23 protein-coding genes are annotated in these 20,577 nt (G+C 53.5%); 11 read left to right on the top strand and 12 right to left on the bottom strand.

The features are described 5' to 3' along the window. Positions 1–8: 8 nt before the first annotated feature. Positions 9–1,073, bottom strand: a complete 1,065-nt coding sequence (gene hrcA / locus ACP15U_RS09595; protein WP_425044917.1) for a heat-inducible transcriptional repressor HrcA — start codon at positions 1,071–1,073, stop codon at positions 9–11. 149 nt (positions 1,074–1,222) lie between these two features. Here hrcA and rph point away from each other — a divergent pair, with 149 nt between their 5' ends. Genes rph through ACP15U_RS09575 form a run of 4 tightly spaced genes read left to right on the top strand, consistent with a single transcriptional unit; the run spans position 1,223 to position 4,051 of the window. Further along, positions 1,223–1,936, top strand: a complete 714-nt coding sequence (gene rph / locus ACP15U_RS09590) for a ribonuclease PH (protein WP_425044916.1) — start codon at positions 1,223–1,225, stop codon at positions 1,934–1,936. Beyond that, positions 1,933–2,544, top strand: a complete 612-nt coding sequence (gene rdgB, locus ACP15U_RS09585; protein WP_425044915.1) for an RdgB/HAM1 family non-canonical purine NTP pyrophosphatase — start codon at positions 1,933–1,935, stop codon at positions 2,542–2,544. Before rph ends, rdgB begins: the two co-directional genes overlap by 4 nt. Beyond that, entirely contained in the window at positions 2,537–3,694 is a 1,158-nt protein-coding gene (hemW, locus tag ACP15U_RS09580; protein ID WP_425044914.1) for a radical SAM family heme chaperone HemW, read from the top strand. Before rdgB ends, hemW begins: the two co-directional genes overlap by 8 nt. A gap of 3 nt (positions 3,695–3,697) precedes the next feature. Further along, entirely contained in the window at positions 3,698–4,051 is a 354-nt protein-coding gene (locus ACP15U_RS09575) for a YbaN family protein (protein ID WP_425044997.1), read from the top strand. Here the strand turns inward: ACP15U_RS09575 and ACP15U_RS09570 are convergent. The 7 genes from ACP15U_RS09570 to ACP15U_RS09540 all read right to left on the bottom strand — a co-directional run bounded on the left by ACP15U_RS09570 (position 4,041) and on the right by ACP15U_RS09540 (position 11,435). After that, the gene (locus ACP15U_RS09570; protein ID WP_425044913.1) at positions 4,041–4,937 is read right to left on the bottom strand and encodes a ParB/RepB/Spo0J family partition protein; all 897 of its coding nucleotides are present in this window, start codon (positions 4,935–4,937) and stop codon (positions 4,041–4,043) included. The two genes, ACP15U_RS09575 and ACP15U_RS09570, sit on opposite strands and share 11 nt — an antisense overlap. Before the next feature lie 19 nt (positions 4,938–4,956). Further along, on the bottom strand, positions 4,957–5,766 hold the full coding sequence (locus ACP15U_RS09565; protein ID WP_425044912.1) for a ParA family protein: 810 nt from the start codon (positions 5,764–5,766) through the stop codon (positions 4,957–4,959). Next, entirely contained in the window at positions 5,759–6,379 is a 621-nt protein-coding gene (gene rsmG / locus ACP15U_RS09560; RefSeq protein ID WP_425044911.1) for a 16S rRNA (guanine(527)-N(7))-methyltransferase RsmG, read from the bottom strand. Before rsmG ends, ACP15U_RS09565 begins: the two co-directional genes overlap by 8 nt. Continuing rightward, positions 6,379–8,247, bottom strand: coding sequence for a tRNA uridine-5-carboxymethylaminomethyl(34) synthesis enzyme MnmG (gene mnmG, locus ACP15U_RS09555; RefSeq protein ID WP_425044910.1), 1,869 nt, complete (start codon positions 8,245–8,247; stop codon positions 6,379–6,381). Before mnmG ends, rsmG begins: the two co-directional genes overlap by 1 nt. A 12-nt stretch (positions 8,248–8,259) precedes the next feature. Further along, positions 8,260–9,546, bottom strand: a complete 1,287-nt coding sequence (gene mnmE / locus ACP15U_RS09550) for a tRNA uridine-5-carboxymethylaminomethyl(34) synthesis GTPase MnmE (protein WP_425044909.1) — start codon at positions 9,544–9,546, stop codon at positions 8,260–8,262. Between the two features lie 32 nt (positions 9,547–9,578). Continuing rightward, a complete protein-coding gene (gene rho, locus ACP15U_RS09545; RefSeq protein ID WP_425044908.1) occupies positions 9,579–10,850 on the bottom strand; it encodes a transcription termination factor Rho in 1,272 nt (423 codons plus the stop codon). Between the two features lie 135 nt (positions 10,851–10,985). Continuing rightward, positions 10,986–11,435 (bottom strand): CopD family protein, encoded by a 450-nt coding sequence (locus ACP15U_RS09540; protein ID WP_425044907.1) that lies wholly within the window; start codon positions 11,433–11,435, stop codon positions 10,986–10,988. Positions 11,436–11,841: 406 nt separating this feature from the next. Between ACP15U_RS09540 and ACP15U_RS09535 the strand changes: the two genes are divergently transcribed. Genes ACP15U_RS09535 through dnaQ form a run of 4 tightly spaced genes read left to right on the top strand, consistent with a single transcriptional unit; the run spans position 11,842 to position 14,579 of the window. Next, a complete protein-coding gene (locus ACP15U_RS09535) occupies positions 11,842–12,441 on the top strand; it encodes a Maf family protein (RefSeq protein WP_425044906.1) in 600 nt (199 codons plus the stop codon). Beyond that, positions 12,438–13,271, top strand: a complete 834-nt coding sequence (locus ACP15U_RS09530; RefSeq protein ID WP_425044905.1) for a shikimate dehydrogenase — start codon at positions 12,438–12,440, stop codon at positions 13,269–13,271. Before ACP15U_RS09535 ends, ACP15U_RS09530 begins: the two co-directional genes overlap by 4 nt. Next, positions 13,268–13,861, top strand: coding sequence for a dephospho-CoA kinase (coaE, locus tag ACP15U_RS09525; protein WP_425044904.1), 594 nt, complete (start codon positions 13,268–13,270; stop codon positions 13,859–13,861). The genes ACP15U_RS09530 and coaE overlap by 4 nt, the downstream gene beginning before the upstream one ends. Next, on the top strand, positions 13,854–14,579 hold the full coding sequence (gene dnaQ / locus ACP15U_RS09520; RefSeq protein WP_425044903.1) for a DNA polymerase III subunit epsilon: 726 nt from the start codon (positions 13,854–13,856) through the stop codon (positions 14,577–14,579). Before coaE ends, dnaQ begins: the two co-directional genes overlap by 8 nt. 28 nt (positions 14,580–14,607) lie before the next feature. Here dnaQ and secB read toward each other — a convergent pair whose 3' ends face one another. Beyond that, positions 14,608–15,111: a protein-export chaperone SecB gene (gene secB / locus ACP15U_RS09515; RefSeq protein ID WP_425044902.1), complete on the bottom strand. Its 504-nt coding sequence runs from the start codon at positions 15,109–15,111 to the stop codon at positions 14,608–14,610. Positions 15,112–15,163: 52 nt separating this feature from the next. Next, positions 15,164–15,670 carry an FxsA family protein gene (locus ACP15U_RS09510; RefSeq protein ID WP_425044901.1) on the bottom strand — a complete coding sequence of 169 codons (507 nt, stop codon included), beginning with the start codon at positions 15,668–15,670 and terminating at the stop codon, positions 15,164–15,166. Positions 15,671–15,779: 109 nt separating this feature from the next. Here ACP15U_RS09510 and ACP15U_RS09505 point away from each other — a divergent pair, with 109 nt between their 5' ends. From ACP15U_RS09505 to ACP15U_RS09495, 3 genes are read left to right on the top strand one after another with little or no spacing between them, the layout of a single operon-like run. Then, positions 15,780–16,436, top strand: coding sequence for a Tim44/TimA family putative adaptor protein (locus ACP15U_RS09505; protein WP_425044900.1), 657 nt, complete (start codon positions 15,780–15,782; stop codon positions 16,434–16,436). 38 nt (positions 16,437–16,474) lie between these two features. Next, the gene (locus ACP15U_RS09500) at positions 16,475–17,479 is read left to right on the top strand and encodes a murein transglycosylase A (protein WP_425044996.1); all 1,005 of its coding nucleotides are present in this window, start codon (positions 16,475–16,477) and stop codon (positions 17,477–17,479) included. Next, the gene (locus ACP15U_RS09495) at positions 17,479–18,066 is read left to right on the top strand and encodes a Smr/MutS family protein (RefSeq protein ID WP_425044899.1); all 588 of its coding nucleotides are present in this window, start codon (positions 17,479–17,481) and stop codon (positions 18,064–18,066) included. The genes ACP15U_RS09500 and ACP15U_RS09495 overlap by 1 nt, the downstream gene beginning before the upstream one ends. A gap of 9 nt (positions 18,067–18,075) precedes the next feature. On the opposite strand, the gene ACP15U_RS09490 is transcribed toward ACP15U_RS09495, so the two are convergent. Together ACP15U_RS09490 and hslU are read right to left on the bottom strand one after the other, a co-directional pair. Further along, positions 18,076–19,185 carry an alpha/beta hydrolase gene (locus tag ACP15U_RS09490; protein WP_425044898.1) on the bottom strand — a complete coding sequence of 370 codons (1,110 nt, stop codon included), beginning with the start codon at positions 19,183–19,185 and terminating at the stop codon, positions 18,076–18,078. A 48-nt stretch (positions 19,186–19,233) separates the two neighbouring features. Next, complete coding sequence (hslU, locus tag ACP15U_RS09485) at positions 19,234–20,541, bottom strand: ATP-dependent protease ATPase subunit HslU (protein WP_425044897.1); 1,308 nt, start codon at positions 20,539–20,541, stop codon at positions 19,234–19,236. Positions 20,542–20,577: the final 36 nt, after the last annotated feature.

Here is a 20,577-nt window from a genome sequence, read left to right as displayed (position 1 = left end):
TTTCACCCCTAACTCCGGTCGGTAATCAACTTTCCGACCAGTTGCGCTGTGTAGTCCACAATCGGCACGATCCGTCCATAGTTCAGTCGTGTTGGGCCAATAACCCCTACCGCACCGATTATCTTTCGATCAGCGTTCATATAAGGAGAAACCACCAGAGAGGAACCCGAAAGTGAAAAGAGTTTGTTCTCAGAGCCAATAAAAATGCGCACACCATCCCCAGATTCCGTCAGTTCAAGGAATTCCGCGATATCGCGCTTTCGTTCCAGGTCATCAAACAGGTTGCGTATCAGTTCCAGTTCGTCTTCCTGTCCTGTTTCTCCAATCAGGTTCGCCCGCCCGCGGACAATCAGTCGGGGCGATTCGCTGTCCTCTGCGTCCCAAACAGCCGACCCGCTTTCCACCATGACCTGAGCGAGCGAGTCGATTTCTTGCCGTCGCGAGGCGATCTCGGTCTGAATTGCGCTTTGGAGCTCGTTCAGTGTTCGCCCCTCGATAAAGGAGTTCAAGAAATTCGCTGCCTCGCGCATTGAACTTGGTGTCTGTCCGGGCGGCGGAGCAAAAAGACGATTTTCGACGCGACCATCGGCAAAGACCAGCACAACCAGTGCCCGGTCGTGGGCAAGAGACACGAACTCGATATGCCGCACCTCTGAGTCCTGTTTCGGCGTCAGAACCAGGGATGCGCCCTGTGTCACTCCGGACAAGGCAGATCCAACTCGGTCCAGCATTGTCCCGACATCGGCTGAATTGCTTTCGACGGTTGCATCGATCCGTTCGCGATCGGTTTCGTCGAGGTTGCGAACCTCCAATAGCCCATCGACAAACATGCGCAGCCCCATTTGCGTCGGAACACGGCCGGCGCTGACATGGGGGCTAGCCAGCAATCCAAGAATTTCGAGATCCTGCATGACATTGCGCACAGTTGCGGCGGACACTTTTTCACTCAGGCTGCGGGTCAGGGTCCGGCTACCTACAGGTTCTCCACTTTGCAGATAGGATTCAACGACCATGCGGAACACCTCGCGCGAACGGTCGTTCATCTCGTCTAGCAATCTGGTTGCATCATTCATTCATAGGTCTCGGACACGGCTAGCTGAGCAGTCTGGGTGCAAGTCGTCACTGTTTCGTCATTAAAGTCGACAAGCAACAAAGGTCAATCGGGGTTGCGCTGCCTCTATCCCGAGGGCTATCCCCGGCTAGAGACAATAAAGGACTCCTGATGCGACCCTCTGGACGAGATTTGACCGAAATGCGCCCGGTTTCAATTGAAACGGGGATTACCAAGCACGCCGAAGGCTCTTGCCTGATCAAGATTGGCGATACTCATGTTCTTTGCACCGCGACACTAGAGGAACGGGTACCGCCGTTCATCAAGGGGTCCGGTCTTGGTTGGGTGACCGCTGAATACGGTATGCTGCCACGTGCGACCAACACCCGTATGCGTCGCGAGGCCGCCGCCGGCAAACAAGGTGGCCGAACAGTCGAGATCCAGCGATTGATTGGTCGGTCGCTTCGGGCTGGTGTTGATCGGGTTGCCCTTGGCGAACGGCAGATAACCATTGACTGCGACGTGATTCAGGCCGACGGCGGAACCCGCTGCGCTGCAATCACCGGGGGATGGGTCGCACTGCGCCAGGCTGTGAACAAGTTAATCAAGGCTGGAGACGTGATTTCTGACCCCCTCGTTGATCCCGTGGCCGCAGTATCCTGCGGGATTTATGCCGGGCAACCCGTTTTGGATTTGGATTATCCCGAAGACAGCGAAGCCGGCGTTGATGGGAATTTCATCATGACCGGGTCAGGAAAACTGATTGAAGTGCAGATGTCCGCTGAAGGTTCAGTCTTTAGCCGCGACCAGATGAACGCATTGCTTGACCTTGCAGAAAAGGGCGTTGGAGAACTCGTATCGGCGCAGCAAGGTGCAGCCAAATGACCCGAAAATTCGCTGGCGACACGCTGCTTGTTGCAACGCATAACAAAGGAAAACTGGAGGAGATGGCTCATCTTCTTCAGCCTTTTGGTGTGAAAGTCGTCGGAGCCAGCGACATGAACCTGCCTGAACCTGAAGAGACCGAAGACACATTCGTGGGCAACGCCCGTATTAAGGCACATGCCGCCGCCATGGCCACAGGCCTGCCATCCTTGTCTGACGATTCCGGGATCACCATCGACGCTTTAAACGGTGCTCCCGGAGTTTACACAGCTGACTGGGCGGAAACCGAAAATGGCCGCGACTTTCTAATGGCTATGACCCGGGCGAATACCGAGTTAGAGAATTTGAACGCTCCTCATCCTCGAACGGCTCAATTCCGTTGCACGCTGGTTCTGGCATGGCCCGACGGGCATGATGAGGTATTCGAGGGCGTTGCGCCCGGCCATCTCGTCTGGCCAATCCGCGGCAAGGACGGTTTTGGATACGATCCGATGTTTGTCCCGCAAGGCCACGAAACTACCTATGCCGAGATGGATCGCTGGGAAAAGAACAAAATTTCCCATCGTGCTGCGGCGGTATCGAAATTCGTGGCGGGATGTTTTGGCTGAAGATTGGCGCAACGGCGGGTTTGGTCTCTATATTCACTGGCCGTTTTGTGAGGCCAAATGCCCCTATTGCGACTTCAACAGCCATGTTTCCCGCCAAATTGACCAAAAACAATGGGTCGATGCATATCTCGCGGAACTTTCCAGAGCGGCAGCTGAAACACCGGGTCGTGTACTCGACAGCATATTCTTCGGGGGCGGAACTCCCAGCCTGATGGATCCCGAAACGGTCGACGCCATCATCACCTCTGCAAGAGCCAACTGGTCTTGCGCAAACTCCATTGAAATCACCCTTGAGGCCAACCCTGGTTCGGTTGAAGCAGGGCGGTTTGCCGACTATCGGCAAGCTGGCGTCAACCGCATCTCAATGGGGATTCAGGCACTGCATGATGATGATCTGCGGCGTTTGGGTCGAATTCATACGGTAAATGAGGGTCTTGCGGCCTTTGAAACCGCTCGGAATCTATTTGATCGTGTCAGTTTCGATCTGATTTATGCGCGCCAACACCAGAGTCTTGCAGACTGGAGATCCGAGCTAAATTCGGCTCTAACTCTGGGCCTTGATCACATCTCGCTCTATCAATTGACCATCGAAGCAGGCACGGCTTTCGGCGATCGGTATGCCGCTGGCAAACTTCGCGGGCTACCCGAGGAGGAATTATCCGCCGACATGTATCAGGTAACGCAGGAAATCTGCACCAAAGCCGGGCTGCCGGCTTATGAGGTGTCGAACCACGCATTGCCAGGATCAGAATCTAAGCACAATCTAATTTACTGGCGATACGGAGACTATGTCGGCATTGGCCCCGGCGCCCATGGTCGCATGAGCCTGACCAATGGTCGGTTTGCAACTGAGAGCTTTCGAACCCCGCAAGAGTGGCTATCCAAAGTGGCTTCGGGCTCAGGTGAATCTCTGAGGTCGAAATTGCCGGCATCCGAACAGGCTCAGGAGTTTCTTCTGATGGGGTTGCGATTGGTCGAAGGCGTAGATCTTGACCGGTTCGAGAACCTCGCTGGCCATTCCTTGGATGATGACGTCCTGAACCACCTCAAATCCCTTGATCTTTTACAACAGTCGGATCGCCGCATAGCGACAACCAACAAAGGGCGCATGGTTCTGAATGGGATCCTTAGAGAACTTCTGATCGAGTGAATGATGCACTATTTGTGGGCGATACTTGGAATCTTCTCTGTTGGACTTGCCGCGGCAGGGATTGTTTTGCCGCTTCTGCCAACTGTTCCATTTATTCTGCTTGCTTCATTTTGCTTCGCCCGTTCGTCTCCTCGCCTCCACAACTGGTTACTGGCCCACAAGACTTTCGGGCCAATGATCGAAGACTGGAATAGATCTGGTGCCATAAACCCGCAGGCAAAGAAGTGGGCCACGGTTTCCGTGGCATTTGTCTTCGCACTGTCGCTCGCCTTGAAAGCGCCCACACATGTCCTGATTATTCAAGCCATAGTCTTGAGCGCGGTTATGCTGTTTATCTGGACTCGTCCTAACGCGTAAGCAAAGAACAAAGCTCATCGAGCTGTTCGAGAGTTTCGTATGAAATCAATACTTTACCGGATTCGCTGTTTGGTTTGTGGTCAATCGAGACCTTCATCCCCAATCCTGAAGAAAGGTCGCCTTCCAAGGCGCGCGTATCCGCATCCTTTTCACTGACCTTTCGAGAAGCCCGACGCGTCGCTCCCTCTGGCGGTCCTGCTTTCTGCTTTTTGACCATCGCCTCAGTTGCCCGAACCGACAAACCCTTCTGGATCACCGCTTTGGCAACCTCCGAAGGGTTATCGACCATGATCAAAGCACGAGCATGCCCCGCCGACAGTTTTCCATCGCGAAGATACGACTGAACGTCGTCAGGCAAAGAAAGCAACCGCAACAGGTTGGCAATGTGAGATCGGCTCTTGCCCAACGCCTCCGAAAGTTTTTCCTGCGTATGCCCGAACCGATCCATTAGCTGCCGGTAGCCGGCCGCCTCTTCCACAGCGTTCAGATTCGCCCGTTGGATATTCTCTATAATGGCAACTTCGAGCACTTCCGTGTCGCTGTATTCGCGAACAAGCACAGGAATTTCGTGCAATTGAGCCTGTTGAGAGGCACGCCAACGGCGCTCACCTGCCACAATCTCAAAAGCTCCATCTGACGCCGGGCGGACAATGAGCGGTTGAAGAACACCCTTCTCCCGAATGGACGCGGCAAGGTCATCCAGATCCTCCGGGCGGAAATCGCGTCGCGGCTGGTCCGGGTTTGGAACGAGTTTTTCAATCGGAACTACTATATCGGCAGTTCTACGACTGTCTTCCGAAGTTGTTTCTGCAACCGGCGCAACATCCGCCATCAGGGCGGACAGACCACGGCCCAAACCCCGGGGCTTCGTCTTTTTGTCACTCATTGCTCTCCCTCCTTCGCGATCAGGCCGCTATTTTCTTATGTTTTCTCAAGATCTCCTGCGCAAGCGACCGGTAGGCCTGAGCACCTTGGGAGTTTGTCTCATATGCAAGAACAGGCACCGCATAGGATGGCGCCTCGCTGACCCGTACATTTCGCGGAATCTTGGTCGTGAACACGATGTCGCCGAGATTGGCCCTGGCATCATCCTCTACCTGTTGAGACAGGTTGTTTCGGCGATCAAACATCGTCAACACGACACCCTCAATACGCAAATCAGGATTTGCCGCCTGCCGAACTTCTCTGATTGTCAGCATCAGTTGTGACAGGCCCTCCAAGGCAAAGAACTCGCTTTGAAGCGGAATTAGGACAGAATGCGCGGCGATCATCGCGTTGACCGTCAACAAGTTCAGGGAGGGCGGGCAATCTATCAGTATGTAATCCCAACTAAATGAGTCCATTGCAGTTTGGCGCAAAGCATCGTGGAGAAGAAAACTCCGCTTTTCATTCGCAATCAATTCAATATCAGCAGAGCTCAGATCAACGGTTGCCGGAACAATGCTCAACCCCTCAAAGCTCGTGTCCTGAATGACGTCAGCCAAGGGCGCGTCATCAATCAACAGTTCATAGGTCGTGAATTCTCTGTCATCCACATCAATGCCAAGGCCAGTAGACGCATTTCCCTGCGGGTCAAGGTCCACCACCAACACCCTGAGCCCCTGCTCCACCAAAGCAGCTGCCAGATTTATTGCTGTTGTTGTTTTACCGACACCGCCCTTTTGGTTGGCGACGGCTATGATGCGTGGTCCGGCGGGGCGAGAGTAATCAGCCACGCGATACTCCTCTAATTTTCAGGATTGCTGCTCCGGGTTCTACTGAACTTTTAATCGCTTCCAACTCAAAGTTCCATTCTTTCCGGGCCTCTTCGACCTCATTTTCCCAAGTCGAACCTTTTGGAAACACCAATGTCGCTCCCGGATTTGCGTGCCGCTGGGCAAAGCTCAACAATCCCCCCAAGTCCGTAAGCGCCCTCGCCGACAGTATGTCTGCGTTTTGAGGGGTTGCTGCTTCGATACGTTCGGCCAGCACCTCAATTCGCAATCCCATTTCACGCGCCGCGGTCCTGAGAAATGCTGATTTTCGCTTATCGCTTTCGATCAAGGTAAATCTGGCATTGGGCGTCGTTTCTGCCGAGATTGCAGCCAAGATCAATGCGGGCAAACCTCCCCCGGAACCCAAGTCAACCCAATGCCCTTCGGGTCTTTGAAAAACAAATATCTGAGCAGAATCAAGGATATGCCTACCCCAAGCTTCATCCAGACTGCGCTTTGATACCAGGTTGATACTGGGATTCCACTTTTTCAGCGTTCTTTCGTAAATCTTCAATCGGTCGATTGTTTCACGTGAAACATCCAATCCAATCTGCTCAAGTGAATCTTCGGACATTACGCAGACTTCGACCTTTCCTGACGCTTCAGCTGTGTCAGAATGAGTGCAAGAGCAGCGGGTGTCATACCATCTATACGGGCCGCTTGGGCGATGTTCTCAGGCGTTGCCTCGCTCAACTTAGCCTTCAGCTCATTGGACAGGCCACCAATCAATGAGTAGTCGAATTCTGCCGGGATAGTCTGCCGCTCTTCGCGCCTCAAAGTTTCAACATCCCGTTTTTGTCGGTCTATGTAATTTGCATAAAGGGCATCTCTCTCAACCTGTAGCCTGATTTCTGTTTTGGTGTTGGCTAGAGTTGGCAAGAGATCTTTGAGATCCTCAAATGACACGTTTGGAAAGGCCAATACTTCTAGACCCGATCGACGCTTTCCGTCCTGATTCACCGAAATGCCGGCAGATTGAATTTCCTTCGGAGTGAAGCTGGATGAATTCAATGCATATGTAACTTGGCTTAAGGCCCCGATCTTTTCTCCAAACACTGTGCTGCGCTCGCCCCCGACACAACCAAGCTCCAATCCAATAGGTGTTAGGCGTTGATCGGCATTATCAGCCCGGAGGGACAATCGGAATTCCGCACGAGATGTGAACATTCGGTAGGGCTCCAAAACGCCTCGAGTCGTAAGATCATCTATCATCACACCAATATAGCTGTCTGAACGGCTAAACGTGTACAAAGAACGATTTTGAACTTGCAGCGCTGCGTTCAACCCAGCAACCAAGCCCTGCGCGGCCGCCTCTTCATATCCAGTCGTACCATTGATCTGTCCTGCCAAGTACAACCCCGGAACAGATTTAACCTGAAGATGTGTGTTCAGAGCTCTTGGATCTACATAGTCATACTCGATGGCGTATCCGGGCTGGAATATCTTCGCCTCCTCCAATCCACGAATTGAGCGAACGTATTGTTCCTGAATGTCTTCGGGTAAAGACGTCGAGATACCATTTGGATAAACGGAGTGGTCTTGTAATCCTTCTGGTTCAAGAAATACCTGGTGAGAGGATTTGTCAGAAAATCGTACGATTTTGTCTTCAATCGATGGGCAGTATCTTGGGCCTACCCCCTCGATCTGGCCACCGTACATTGCTGATCTCGCAAGATTTTCTTGAATTATTCTGTGTGTATTTTCGTTGGTGTGCGTAATTCCGCAAGAAATCTGCTGCACATAAACTCCGCTGGATAAAAACGAGAACAAGGTGGGGTCATCGTCACCCGGCTGCATTTCCAGAGAAGACCAATCAATTGTTCTTGAATCCAATCGGGGTGGCGTTCCCGTTTTCAATCGTCCGAGCGGTAGGCCAAACGTCTCAATACGTTTCGCCAACTTGATGGACGGCTTATCACCCATTCGCCCTCCGGGTTTCGTCACGTCTCCGATATGAATAACGCCCCTCAGGAACGTGCCGGTGGTCAAAATCGTTGCGATCGCACCAATTTCGCTGCCGTTATCAAGACGAATCCCTTTGACGTGCCCATCTTCGACCAGAAAATCTATAGCCTCCCCTTCGACAATCGTAAGGTTCTTCCGAGTTTCGGTTTCCGTCCTCATTTCGCGCTGGTAAATCGCACGGTCAGATTGTGCTCTCGGGCCTTGAACCGCAGGGCCCTTTCGCCGGTTTAAAAGACGGAACTGGATTCCCGCCTTATCCGCGACCCGCGCCATAACGCCATCCAAAGCGTCGATTTCCCGAACCAGGTGACCCTTTCCAAGGCCTCCGATCGCCGGATTGCAGGACATCACACCGATTCCGTCACGGCTTAGTGTTATTAGCGCTGTCGACACGCCCATTCTGGCCGCTGCATGCGCGGCTTCTGTTCCGGCATGCCCACCACCAATTACAATTACATCGAACGCTGAATGTTTCACGTGAAACACTCCTCACTTTCCTAGGCAGAAACTGGCAAAGATCTCATCCAGCAGGTTTTCCACGTCAATCCGGCCGACCAGCATTTCCAAAGCACGAATCGCGCTTCGAATTTCCTCGGCGACGATATCATATTGTTCCGGACCGTGGCCCAGAAGGTTGCGTGCCCCCTCCAAGCGGACAAGTGCGCGTTGCATGGCAACTCGGTGGCGTTCTCGCGTCGCGATACTCGACCTTGCAGATCTTTCGGATAACTCATCGGTTATCTTCAAGATCAGTTCTTCGACCCCAAAGCCCGATTTTCCTGAGATCGCACCATTTTTGTCCAGGCGAAGGTCACCTTTTGGCAATAACCATATATCCCCTTCCTCGGGAGTGACGTCGAAGGTTTCGCCAGCTTCAGCGAGAAAGACCCGCAAATCTGCGGCTTTGGCCCGATCTCGTGCACGGCTGATTCCAATTCTTTCAACTGAGTCCTCGGTTTCGCGCAGACCTGCAGTGTCCAGCAGTGTCACTGGTAAACCGGCCAAATCCATTCGAACTTCGATGACGTCCCTCGTTGTCCCAGCGACCTCGGAGGTGATAGCAGCATCTCTCCCCGCCAGAGCATTCAGCAGTGTAGATTTTCCGACGTTTGGTGAACCGACGATTGCGACTTCGAAACCGCTTCGGATCCGCTCTGAAACCGAAATACCTTTGATCTGCCCGTTCAGGTCAACAAGAACAAATTCCAAAAGCGCTGAAACTTCTTCGCCAACGTCTGTAGGGACTTCTTCGTCTGCAAAATCAATGACCGCTTCGATCAACGATGCTGCCCTTATCAGATCGCGGCGCCATACCTCAGCCAAATCCCCCAATCGACCACCAAGAACCGCTTGGGCCTGTTTACGTTGCGCTTCTGTTTCCGCTTCGATCAGGTCGGCCAACCCCTCAACCTGCGCAAGATCCAGTTTTCCGTTTTCCAATGCGCGCCTGGTAAATTCACCAGGCTCTGCCAATCGCAGGTCATCGAGCCCGGAAAGCGTCTGCAATATCGCATTTATGGACGCGATACTTCCATGAACCTGCAACTCCACAACGTCTTCTCCGGTGAAACTTGCCGGAGCCAAGAAGGTCAAAATTAGCGCATCATCAAGAAATCCACCATGGCGATCGTGGAGAGAAGCATAAGTCATGCCCCGTTCAGGCAAATCTCTGGAGCTGAGAGTGCAGGCCGCCGACCGCGCTTTCGGACCAGAGATCCGGACAACTGCAACACCTGCCTTTCCTGGCGCACTCGCCAGGGCAAAAACGGTATCCATATGACCCCCTTGCTGCCGACCGGCAGACGATATCAGGTATTCATGGAGTCGAAGAACTCACCGTTTGATTTGGTCTGCTTGAGTTTCGAAAGCAAGAATTCGATCGCATCCGTGGTTCCCATTGGGTTGAGGATCCGGCGCAGGACAAAAGTCTTGGCCAGGTCGCCCTTATCCACTAGCAGGTCTTCCTTTCGGGTGCCTGACTTGAGTATGTCGATGGCCGGGAACACACGTTTGTCGGCAATCTTGCGATCCAGAACAATTTCAGAGTTACCCGTACCCTTGAACTCTTCAAAGATGACTTCGTCCATGCGGCTGCCTGTATCGATCAGCGCAGTTGCAATGATTGTGAGTGATCCACCCTCTTCGATATTTCGCGCCGCACCAAAGAACCTTTTTGGCCGTTGCAGGGCATTCGCATCAACACCACCCGTCAGAACTTTGCCTGATGACGGCACCACAGTGTTGAAAGCTCTACCAAGTCTTGTGATTGAGTCGAGCAGGATCACAACATCTCGTTTGTGTTCCACCAGTCTCTTGGCTTTTTCAATCACCATTTCAGAAACCGCCACGTGGCGCGTAGCAGGTTCGTCAAAGGTCGAAGAAACCACTTCTCCTTTAACTGAACGCTGCATGTCGGTAACTTCTTCCGGCCGTTCATCAATTAGCAGAACGATCAAATAACATTCTGGGTGATTGCGTTCGATCGAATGTGCGATGTTCTGCAGGATTACCGTTTTACCGGTCCGAGGCGGCGCCACAATCAGCGAGCGCTGGCCCTTACCGATCGGTGCAACAAGATCGATAACGCGTGCAGAGCGATCTTTGATCGTCGGATCCTCGATCTCCATTTTCAAACGCTCATCAGGATAGAGCGGCGTCAGGTTGTCAAAGGCTATCTTGTGCTTTGCCTTCTCCGGATTCTCAAAGTTGATCTTCGTCACGTTGGTAAGCGCAAAATAGCGCTCATTGTCATCAGGTGCCTTGATCGCCCCTTCGATCGTGTCACCTGTTCGTAGGGAATACTGGCGGATCATTTCGGGCGACACATAAATGTCGTCCGGGCCAGGAAGATAGTTCGCCTCCGGGGAACGGAGAAATCCGAAACCGTCCTGCAGAACTTCAAGAACGCCATCACCCCCAATGGTCCAACCCTCATCTGCGCGCTCACGCAGAATTTGGAACATCATCTCGCCTTTTCGCATGGTCGAGGCATTTTCGATCTCAAGATCTTCGGCCATGGAAAGAAGATCCTTGGGGCTCTTGGCCTTTAGATCAGACAGGTTAAGGGATTCGATTGTCATGTTGATACGACCTTGCGATATCGCGACAGCGATATTTGAGTTCTAACAGATGGAAGAGTCGGCCTACCCGGACGGGTGCTTGGCCTCTGACATAATCAACACAGCCGGGCGAGTCAAATCACTGCAACTATCGGATCAAAATTTCAGAATGACCGACAAGACAATCACGATCATGAGCACGGTTGGGACTTCGTTCATCAGCCTGTACTGCCGACCAGAGAGTTTGTTCTTACCGGACAAAAACTCCCGCCTCCGAAACTCCAGCCAAAAGTGAAACCAAGTCATCGCAACAACCGATATCCCCTTGGTCCACGGCCAGACAGAACCCCAGTCAATGATACCGGGTGTTACGACCATCATTAGTCCGAAGAACCAGCTGGCTACCATCGCCGGTTTCATGATGAAGCGGATCAGCTTTTCTTCCATGATCTGAAATATCTCAGGCGCACCTTCGACCTGCTCTGCCCGCTCGACGTGGTAAACAAAGAGACGTGGCAAGTAGAACAAGCCAGCCATCCAAGAAAGAACAGCCATGATGTGTATGGCCTTATTCCATGGATAGAGAGTGAAAAGCAGATCGGTCATCACGTAACCCCGAGTTCCTTCCCACTCTCAATAAATAAAAAATTATAGAAAGAAAGATTGATGGTTTTGTTGGATCAAGGATTTCCGTGGATAAAATTTTCATCCCAAAGATTATCCACATGAAAAGCAAACTGGCAGAACTTCACCCACGGGTCTGGATAAACTAAATTTATCATTTAATATCAATAAGCTAAGAAGTCCATATTTGAGGGTTATAGCTCATAGCATGTGAACAAATTGCATTGGTAACTTCAAACTATTCCCCGGAACTTGTCCTTTTCCCAACTGGAAGACTCAAGAACGAATCCCTGATGATCGCTCGCTTATCTGCAACACTTGCATGCAAGCCCTAAAGTCATACAAACGGTTCCTAAGAAACTCGCAGCCAAACCACCTTGTTATCCACATGACGGTCCCCATCATACTAGCCTCTGGCTCAGAAATCAGGGCAAGCCTGCTACGCAACGCAGCGGTCCCTTTCCGGATAGAGAAACCACGGGTGGATGAAGAATCCGTGAAATCTTCTTTGCTCGCGGAACATGCCAGACCGCGAGATATCGCGGATGCACTGGCTGAGATGAAGGCACGAAAGGTCAGCGACAAATTTCCAGAAGCAATGGTTCTCGGGTGTGATCAGGTTCTTGATTTTGACGGAAACCTGCTGTCCAAACCAGACAGCCCCGAAACAGCAGTCACGCAGCTGAAACAGATGCGTGGGCAGCGGCATATGCTGTTGTCGGCTGCGGTGATCTATCAGGATGGTGGACCTGTCTGGCGACATGTCGGTCAGGTTCGGCTTCGGATGAGAAACTGCAGTGACGCGTACTTGCAGAGCTATGTCGACCGAAACTGGGACAGCATCCGGCATGCCGTCGGAGGTTACAAACTGGAAGAAGAAGGGGTCAGACTGTTTAGCGGCATTGACGGCGACTATTTTAACGTTTTGGGTATGCCCTTGTTGGAGTTACTGAATTTTCTCGCTCTCAGAGGGGTGATCGATCAATGACTGATATGCGCATTCCACTTGCCGGAGTAATTGGATCGCCTATAGCGCACTCGCGGTCCCCGCGCCTGCACCGTCATTGGCTAAAGACATATGGAATCGAAGGTCACTACATTCCGATGGATGTCGGACGCGATGACCTTGAACAAGTCCTGCGAACCCTGCCGAAGGCAGGCTTTGTCGGTGTCAACGTGACTATCCCGCATAAAGAGACGGTGCTGGCGCTTGCAGATCAGGTGACAGATCGGGCCACACTAATTGGTGCGGCCAATACACTTATCTTTCGGGCAGATGGTAAAATTCATGCAGATAATACAGATGGTTACGGCTTCATAGAAAACCTTCGCAATGGAGCCGCAGACTGGGACCCGACGTCGGGGCCTGCCGTGGTTCTAGGCGCAGGAGGAGCAGCGCGCGCTGTTGTCGCCTCTTTGATAGATGCCGGTGTTCCGGAAATCCTTTTGACGAACCGAACGCGTGTCCGCTCGGAACAGCTACGAGATGATTTTGGGCAGCGAGTGCGGGTGATTGATTGGGTTCAGGCCGGCAACGTGATCGAAGAGGGAAAGTTGGTTGTCAATACAACCTCCCTTGGGATGATCGGTAAACCAGAGCTGCGTGTTCCGTTGGACGGGTTGGTACGGGGAACCGTGGTGACAGATCTGGTTTATGCCCCTCTCAAGACCCGCTTGTTGCAGGTTGCCGAAGACGCTGGCTGTCATACAGTGGATGGACTGGGAATGCTTTTGCATCAAGCAGTTCCTGGTTTCGAACGCTGGTTCGGCACCCGGCCGGATGTCGACAACGCAACCCGAGCGGCAGCTCTTCGATGAGTTTTGCACTGGGTCTCACCGGCTCAATCGGGATGGGAAAGAGCACAACAGCAAAGTTGTTTGCCGACCAGGGGTGCGACGTCTGGGATGCTGATGCCGCTGTCCACAGGCTTTACTCTAGGGGTGGTGCAGCAGTTGAAGAGATGCGGCAAGCCTTTCCGAAAGCAGTGATTGATGATCAGGTTGATCGGCAGGTACTTAAATCCATACTGGCGGGACGGCCTGATGCCCTCAGAGAAATCGAACGGATCGTCCATCCGCTTGTTGCCAGAGATCGAGCCGAGTTTCGAATGAACTCCAAGGCGGATATCATGGTCTTTGATATTCCCCTGCTCTTTGAAACAGGAGGGGATGCCGCGATGGATGCCGTTGCATGCGTGTCTGTCGATCCAGAAACTCAGAAAACCCGGGTGTTGGAACGCGGAACAATGACCGAAGATCAGTTTGCTCATATCGTGGCGCAGCAGATGCCAGATGCCGAGAAGCGAGCGCGCTCGGAATACGTCATTGTTACGGACACGCTTGCGCATGCGCGCCTCCAGGTTCAGCAGATCGTGGCTGAGATAAGAGAAGGAATGAAGCATGCGTGAAATCGTTCTCGACACCGAGACCACAGGCTTCGATCCTGAGGGCGGTGACCGTATCGTCGAAATCGGTTGCCTTGAGCTCTTAAATCACATGCCAACCGGCGAAACCTACCACCAGTATATCAACCCGCTGCGGTCCATGCCGCAGGACGCGTTTCAGGTTCACGGTATCGGACCGGATCTGCTGGACCCGCCGCAACCCCCTGCCCCGGGCGCTGTAACACTGAAAGACAAACCTGTATTCGAGAAGATCGGTAAGGACTTTTTCGATTTTGTGGGCGATGCCAAGCTGGTGATCCACAACGCGGCTTTTGACATGAAGTTCCTCAACGCCGAACTTCGCTGGATGGGTTTGCCGGAACTTGCATGGGAAAGGGCGATCGATACCTTGGCAATCGCGCGCCAGCGCTTCCCGGGATCGCCTGCCTCTTTGGATGCACTGTGTCGTCGCTTCGGGATCGATAACTCTTCGCGGACATTGCACGGAGCCTTACTCGATTCTGAAATCTTGGCGGAAGTATATCTCGAGCTGATTGGTGGCCGTCAGCCGGATTTCGCTTTGTCGGTCAGTTCGGCTGGTTCAGACAAAACTGTTTCGGATGCTTGGCGGCCCAAACCGAGAAATGCGCCTTTGCCTTCGAGACTCACGGCTGATGAAAAAGCAGCACATGATGAATTCGTGACAAAGCTGGGCGAAAACCCGGTGTGGAAACGCGCCTGACCGTCTCCGGACAGGCGCTGGACCCTGTTCAGACCGTGGCTTGTTGCTCGGCCTGTTCTTTCTGACGGCGCAGAAGTTCGGCGCGGTAGAGCGAAACAAAATCGATGTTGTCGAGATTGAGCGGCGGATATCCGCCGTCCCGGGTAACGTCGCTCACAATACGACGCAAGAACGGGAACAACATCCGGGGGCATTCGATCAAAAGGAACGGATGCATCTGATCGTCAGCGACCCCCTCGATGTGGAAAACGCCGACGTATTCCAGTTCCAAAAGGAACAAGACGTCTTCCATCCCCTTAGCTTTCGAAGAGACGTTCAGTTTGACCATCACTTCAAACTGATGATCGGCGGGCCGCTTTTTTGCGTCCAGATTGACCTGAACATTGATATCAGGCTGCACTTCGCCGGATGCGCCCTTTTGGGCCATCACGTTTTCGAAAGACAGATCGCGGATGTACTGACCGAGAACCCGCATTTGAACCTGCGGCGCTTGTTGGGTCTGGCTACCTTCTTGGGCAGAAGTATCGGACATTGTTGGCTCCTGAGAATTGGTCGGCCTTGCTTACCAGCTTGCCCCGGTCACCTCAATGCCGGTCAGGACCTTCAACCCAACCTGATGGGCCTGTTGTAGGTTCGCGGTTTGGGTGAACCTCTGTGGCCTCTCCGTCGATGATGTCTCCCAGCTGGGAATCACCCTGTCGGAAATCGTGAAACCCGGCCTGCCCGCCCATCTGGAACTGGGTAATTGTCACCTTGCTGCGTAAATACTTGAATACGCCAATGCGTATCGGTGGCATCAGCAATGCGAACCCAACAGCGTCCGTGAAGAAACCGGGTGTCAACAGCAGGACACCCGCAACCAAGATCATAGCCCCATGGGCCAAAGGTTCGGTCGGGTCATCCAGCCGGTTAAACGCGTTTTGAACCTGCCCCATCGCCATGCGACCTTGTGTCCGCATGAGCGTAGTGCCCAAAACTGCGGTCAATACGACAACTCCCAAAGTCGGCCAGAGCCCGATCAAACCGCCGACCTGTATGAACAGGGCAATTTCGATGATCGGCACCAGCAAGAAGGCCAGAAACAGATACATTTTGAGTTGTCCTTTACAGTGTGGTGGACGGTGGACTTGCCCCCGCCTGTCCCCTACATAGTGATCCAGGGATATGCTTACAAAGCCTAACGCCTGACAAGAGGTCGATATGAATTCACCGCTGATCCAGCTTCTGGTTCTCGCCGGCATTGCCGTGTTCCTGATTTTGCGCCTGAAGAGTGTGCTCGGAACCCGTGAAGGTTTTGAGAAACCGCCCTTGCCGCAGCAGCAGGAGCGCAAATCTCGTCGGGACTTTGAGGTGATTGAGGGAGGCCCGGACCGCGACATTACCGATCACGTTGCCGAAGACAGCCCGCAGGCTCAGACGCTGGCAGCAATGAAGCGGATCGAACCAACCTTTTCGGTTACTGACTTTGTTCAGGGTGCACGCGGCGCGTATGAAATGATTGTGATGGGCTTTGAGAACGGCAACCTGTCCGAAATTGAACCGTTGCTCGCCGAAGATGTGTTCGAGGCGTTCGTGGCCGGCGTGTCCGCACGAGAAGATCAGGGTCTGACAGTCGAAGCCGAGTTTGTAGGCGTCCGTGAAACCTCGGTTCTGGACGCGGCCTTTGACAAGGACAGCAACAAGGCCGAGATCACCATGCGGTTCGTGGGTGAATTGACTTCGGTTGTTCGTGATCGGGGCGGAGATATCGTCGAAGGCAATCCCAATGCCGTCAAGCGGCAGAAAGATACGTGGACATTTTCCCGGGTCATGGGTTCGGATGATCCGAACTGGCGTCTGGTCGCTACGGACGGGTGAGTGAAGTGCTCCGCGCGGCGATCCTGGCGGGTGCCGTCATGACCGCCACGGGGGCTTCTGCCAATGAAGACGTCACTCATCGGATTTTGTCCTTCGATCAGCTCGACGGCTGGGCGCAAGACGATCATGTCGCCGCGCTGGATACGTTTCTGACGACCTGCAAGGATTTTGACGATCCTGATTGGCGCTCACTATGCGCTGTCGCTCAGGTTCAGAAGCCGGATACGGCCCGCGCGTTTTTTGAACTCTTTTTTCGCCCGGTTGAGATCTCCGATGGCAAAGAGGCCCTGTTTACGGGCTATTTTGAACCGGAGCTGGATGGATCTCGAACGCAAACGGCGCAATTTCGTTACCCGGTTTACAAAATGCCGCCCGAGGCTCGGTCGGCAAATCCCTGGCTCTCTCGGCGAGATATTCTTACATCAGACGTAATGAAAGGCCGTGGCCTGGAGATTGCATGGGTCGATGACCCGGTCGAACTGTTTTTTCTCCAGATTCAGGGTTCCGGCCGAATACGCCTTTCAAACGGAAGCTCGATCAGGGTCGGATATGGCGGTGCTAACGGACACCCCTACCGGTCGATCGGGGTAGAGCTTGTTCGAAGGGGAATTTTCGGGGCGCATCAAGTGAGTGCGCAGGTGATCAAGAACTGGGTTCGCCGCAATCCTGCAGCCGGCGAAGAGCTTCTGTTTCATAACCCTTCCTATGTCTTCTTTCGCCGTGTTCGTGGGGTCGCCAGCAGTGACGGGCCGCTTGGCGCAATGAACAGGTCGGTTGTGCCGCTAAGGTCAATTGCTGTTGATCCGGCCTTTGTGCCCTTGGGTGCACCGGTTTGGATCGAGAAAGACGGTATGGGAAAGATGCGCCGGCTGATGATTGCGCAGGATACCGGATCTGCAATCAAAGGCGCCCAAAGGGCAGATATTTTCTTTGGCACGGGAGATGCGGCTGGAGAAGCAGCGGGTCGCCTGCGAGATCCGGGGCGTATGGTGGTTTTGCTGCCGATTCAACGGGCGTATGCCCTGTTGCCGGACGGGACCTGATGACCCGAAGACGCCTGACACCAGATGAAGTGGAACTGTGGCACAAAGTTGTAGAGCAAGCCGAACGCCTGCATCCCGAGCGAAGAACAGCCGGATCGCAGAGCCCGTTGCCAAAGCCGAAACCGACGAAGCACCCTGTTCCGCGCTTAGACAAATTTTCAGTGGGCGAATCCGTTCAATCGAAACCAGTCAAACATCACCTCAAGCCGACACTTTCGGAATCCCTGAACAGTTCGCCAGTTCAAATGGACCGGAAATCTTTTCAAAGGATGAAGCGTGGTAAACTGTCGCCGGAAGGAAAACTTGATCTGCACGGAATGAGGTTGAACTCGGCCCATCCCACGCTGATCCGGTTCATTCTTTCGGCACAGGCATCGGGCAAGCGGCTGGTTTTGGTGATTACCGGAAAGGGAAAGTCAAAACCTGACGACGGCCCCATACCAGCTCCGCGCGGGGTTTTGCGTCATCAGGTGCCCCAATGGCTGGCGATGCCGCCACTCGCTCAGGCTGTTCTTCAGGTTTCGCCGGCGCATGTCAGTCATGGCGGTGACGGCGCATTCTATGTCTACCTGCGCCGCACACGCTGAACGGGGCGATCAGTGAGAAGGTTCGTTAGGGGCCGAAATCGTTGTTCGGGTTGCCTGATCTTTTCTGATTGTCACACCGGGCAACATTTGTTCGTTGAGCACCCCGTTCGGACCGAAAGTTCGACCCATGCGGCGCAAATCGTCAAAAATGGCCAACAGGGCAGGCGAGGTGGCCGCTACGAAATGGGATGAATAGGCATCGCTGCTGAATTCCGTTGTATCAATCACCTCAATCGGAAGGTCCGAAAGCTGACTGAGATCGCTTGAGTTCCCTAAACGTTTTCGCTCAGTTGTTCCTCGCAGCCGGCTGGACAAGTTCAAAGCCTTGTCCTTTTCAGAAACCATCAGAATGAATGGCTGCGGAACTGTCTCGAACCTCGACATCTGGGTGCGGAACACATCAACATCGAGATCGGGAGAGATGAGCACCACACCGGCCAGCGTTTTTTCGGCCCATCCCGGTTCACGGATTTCAGCCTGACGCAAGGTTTCTAGAGAAAGCGCGCTCCCCATCGAATGGGCAACAAGAATGATGTTCTCCACCCCTGAACCGCGGAGATGGTTGAGCAATTGCTCCAGTCCATCGCGGGCAAACAACATGCTGTCGGAGTCGTAAGCATATCCAAATGGTTTTCCGCGGCTGGGCCAGGAGTAAATCACCAGAGCTCCGGGAAGATCAATGTCATGTGCGAGCTGTGCCGCCCGGAATGCCGTTTCTGCCTGTGTGGCGTTGTAGCCGTGTACAAAAACCGTAACTTCGCGCGCATTAGAGCCGTTTTCTCTGATCTTTTCTCTCAGCCGGGACTGAAACTCTGCGGGTGACGAAAACTGCTTGCGCTCCGCCATGGTGAACTGGGTATCGGGCTTTGGATTGGCATAGGCAAAGTCCAGTTCCCCCGGTTTGTGCGACGGTGGAATGGAAACCGTAAGCTCCAGCAAGCTGGTCTGAGACGACCGTTCATGTCCGAATGTGCCCTTAGAATCTTTGGCGCGGCTGCTGGCAGCAAATACCGTGTAAGGTGTGCCGACTTCCAGCGCCTCGGGCACTGTTGGGGTATAGCTCCGGTTCGTACAACCGGTTAACAGGCCCATCCCAAGGATGATCAAAATGAACCGCATAAATGTCTCCGTGGGGTTCGGCAACGGTTTTACAGGAAGGGACAAAAGCTAAAGAACGTAGCGGCTAACATCTGCCGAACGGGTCAGTGATCCCAAATTGGCGTCCACAAAGGCTGCATCTACAGTGATCGCTTCGCCGGATCGGTCAGGTGCGGTGAATGACAGTTCTTCAAAGACCCGCTCCATAACTGTGTAGAGCCTCCGCGCCCCGATGTTTTCAACTGATTGATTCACTTCTGCAGCGATATGCGCCAAGGCGCCAATGCCATCTTCGGTAAAGGTTACAACGACTTCTTCGGTTCCCATCAGTGCCGTGTATTGGCGCGTGAGTGCATTGTCCGTCTCGGTGAGAATTCGAACGAAATCTTCTTCTGTCAAAGCGCGCAATTCGACCCGAATGGGCAACCGGCCCTGAAGCTCCGGCAGCAGATCGCTCGGCTTGGCGATATGAAAAGCGCCAGAGGCAATGAACAGGATATGGTCGGTTTTCACCGGCCCATATTTTGTCGAAACAGTGGTGCCCTCGATCAGCGGAAGCAGATCTCTTTGAACGCCTTCACGGCTGACATCGCCGCCGCGTGCATCTGTGCGTGCACAAACCTTGTCAATCTCATCGAGAAATACGATTCCGTTCTGTTCGACGGCTTCAAGCGCAATCTTATTGACGATATCATCGTCCAAAAGCTTGTCGGCTTCTTCTCCGATCAGAACATCGTAGCTTTCCGAAACAGTCAGCTTGCGTTTGACTGTCCGACCACCGAACGCTTTGCCGAACAGGTCGCCGAGGTTCATCATGCCCATGTTTCCGCCCGGTTGTCCGGGAATATCAAGCATCGGCATCGGGTTCGAGGTGTCAGCAACTTCCAGTTCGATCACGGTGTCGTCCAGCTCACCGGCCTTTAGTTTGCGCCTGAACATATCGAGCGTTGCCTCGCGCGCGTCGGTTCCAGCAATTGCGGCGAGGACACGATCCTCTGCCGCCTTGTGGGCTTTGGCCTTGACGTCTTCGCGCATGTATTCGCGCGTCTGCGAAATCGATGCGTCGACGAGATCCCGAACGATCTGTTCCACATCACGCCCGACATATCCGACCTCGGTGAACTTGGTAGCTTCGACTTTGATAAACGGCGCCCGGGCCAGCTTGGCCAATCGACGGCTGATCTCGGTCTTTCCAACACCGGTGGGCCCGATCATCAGGATATTTTTTGGGTATACCTCGTCTCGAAGATCATCACTCAACTGCTTGCGGCGCCAGCGGTTACGCAATGCAACGGCCACGGCCCGTTTTGCGTCTTTCTGGCCGATGATAAACCGGTCAAGTTCGCTGACGATCTCGCGCGGGGTCAAATTGGTCATGAAAAGCCCTTTCTACAGGCGGCACCAGTCTGGCGG

Origin of the sequence: Primorskyibacter sp. S87 (assembly GCF_049801055.1) — a bacterium.
GTDB lineage: Bacteria > Pseudomonadota > Alphaproteobacteria > Rhodobacterales > Rhodobacteraceae > JBNAGF01.
Note: the sequence above shows the minus strand (reverse complement) of the source record. Positions and strands in the feature narration are given on the sequence as shown.